This window comes from Aeromonas sp. HMWF015 (assembly GCF_963878965.1).
GTDB classification, from domain to species: Bacteria; Pseudomonadota; Gammaproteobacteria; order Enterobacterales; family Aeromonadaceae; genus Aeromonas; species Aeromonas veronii.
The window spans coordinates 1-2302 of the sequence record NZ_CAWNZT010000254.1 but is presented as its reverse complement, the minus strand read 5'-3'; the positions used below and the strand labels follow the sequence as shown (position 1 = coordinate 2302).

The following is a 2302-nucleotide window of genomic DNA, read 5'->3' as shown; positions in this document are numbered from 1 at the left end:
CAGTGACATACGGATTAACAGTCCGCCGTTCTACCGACTGAACTAAGGAGGAATTGCCTGTCTCGTTAAGACGGGGCGAATATTAATGACCAGGGCGACGGGTGTCAACCCGCGAATTTCCCGAAAACCGGATTTTCGGATTGTTTGCCCAAAAGTTGCGCTTTGCGGTTTATTTTCAGCACAATCAGTCCCTTGCCATCGCTCCCCCCAACCGACGCAGGGGTTATTGGTTTGGTTCGCATCAACCTGATGATGCCAGTATGATGTCGCGAACGTGCTGGTAACACAGTGAGGCTCAAATGGTAATCTTTGTGGCAAAAAGGGGGAGAGCAGGAGCCAAGATCGGCGATTTGGCGGCAAATAGGCCAAATAATGGGTGAGCGCGCGTTTCATTGATCCTGCCCATCGAAAAAATGGCCCGTCTGGAGTAAGGTTACGCAGGATACCATCGCCGCGTCGACAGCCCTGCCGGCCCTTGATGATGATCGGGCGCCGGATCTCTCCGGCCTTTATCTCCCTCTTCTGGTATTACGATATACATGCACAAGCAAGCCTCTTTAAATAGCGTGAAGCTCGCCATAGCCTTACGCCAGTCCTGTATTGATGAACCCTACAGCATGGCCCGCTTCGGCCGTGATCTTATCGCCGGTGTGACGGTGGGCATCATCGCCATCCCGCTCGCCATGGCACTGGCCATCGCCAGCGGTGTGCCGCCGCAACACGGTCTCTATACCGCCATTATTGCCGGAATCGTGATCGCCGTGACCGGTGGCTCCCGCTACTCCATCTCCGGCCCAACCGCTGCCTTTGTGGTGATCCTCTATCCTGTCGCCCAGCAGTTCGGGGTCGGTGGTCTGTTGATGGCGACGCTCATCTCCGGCCTTTTTCTGGTGGCGATGGGGATGGCCCGTCTTGGCCGCCTTATCGAGTACATTCCCCCGTCAGTGACGCTGGGCTTTACCGGTGGTATCGCCATCGTGATCGCTACCTTGCAGATCAAGGACTTCTTTGGACTGAGCGTGCCCGAGATGCCGGAAACCTATCTGGGCAAGGTCGAAGCGCTGGCCGCCGCCCTGCCAAGCTGGCAGTGGGGCGATACCCTGGTGGGGGTCGCAACGCTGGCCGTGCTGCTGCTCTGGCCACGCCTGCGTCTGCCGGTGCCCGGCCACCTGCCCGCGGTGCTGGTCGGGGTGGGCCTAGGTTTTGGCCTCCATTACTTTGGGGTGGATGTGGCCACCATCGGCAGCAAGTTCAGCTATACCCTGGCCGATGGCACTCAAGGGATGGGGATCCCGCCCATCGCACCAACTCTGGTGATGCCTTGGGCCTTGCCCGGACCGGATGGCTTGCCAGTTGAATGGAACCTGGCGGCTGTTGAGCGGCTGCTGCCTGCCGCCTTCTCCATGGCGATGCTGGGGGCGATCGAGTCGCTGCTCTGCGCTGTGGTGCTCGATGGCATGACCGGTCGCAAACACAGCTCCAACGCCGAACTGGTGGGGCAGGGGCTTGGCAACATCTTCGCCCCCTTCTTTGGCGGCATTACCGCTACCGCCGCCATCGCCCGCTCTGCTGCCAACGTGCGTGCCGGCGCTACGTCCCCCATCTCGGGGATTGTCCATGCGCTGGTGGTGCTGGCCGCCATTCTGGTGCTGGCCCCCTGGCTCTCCTGGTTGCCGCTCTCGGCCATGGCTGCCTTGCTGCTCATCGTGGCCTGGAACATGAGTGAAGCGCACAAGGTGGTGGAGCTGATCCGTCGCGCCCCCAAATCCGATGTGCTGGTGCTGCTGGTCTGCCTGTCGCTCACCGTCATTTTCGACATGGTCATCGCCATCACCTTCGGGGTGATCCTGGCATCCCTGCTCTTTATGCGCGAAATCGCCAAGATGACCAAACTGCACGACTTGGCCGAGCACAAACGCTATGCCCACGAGGTGCCGGACAACGGCCTGCTCTACAAGATCAACGGCCCGCTCTTCTTCGCAGCGGCCGAACGGGTCTTTGCCGAGCTGGAAGCGCAAGTGAAAGGGCACCAGGTGCTGGTGTTGCAGATGGAGGCGGTTTCCATCCTCGATGCGGGCGGCCTGTCTGCCTTCCTCCACTTTGGCAAGCAGATGGCTAAAGCCGGTGTCGAGTTGCGGGTGGCCGAGTTGCAGTTCCAACCGCTCAAGACTCTGGCACGCGCCAAGGTGCGGCCTCAGCCCGGCAAGCTGGAATTCTACGGCTCGCTGGAAGAGGCGCTCAAAGGTGAACATTTGCACGAAGCGGCAGTAAATTGATTGAAAGGGATACGAAACGGCATATT

1 protein-coding gene is annotated in these 2302 nt (G+C 59.7%); it reads left to right on the top strand.

Annotated elements, in window-relative coordinates:
- Window positions 1–539 precede the first annotated feature (539 nt).
- A complete protein-coding gene (dauA, locus tag AACS18_RS13375) occupies window positions 540–2276 on the top strand; it encodes a C4-dicarboxylic acid transporter DauA (RefSeq protein ID WP_069528347.1) in 1737 nt (578 codons plus the stop codon).
- Window positions 2277–2302 lie beyond the last annotated feature (26 nt).

Coding starts and splice junctions, on each gene's coding strand:
- dauA (WP_069528347.1), top strand. CDS start 540: ATGCACAAGCAAGCCTCTTTAAATAGCGTGAAGCTCGCCATAGCCTTA.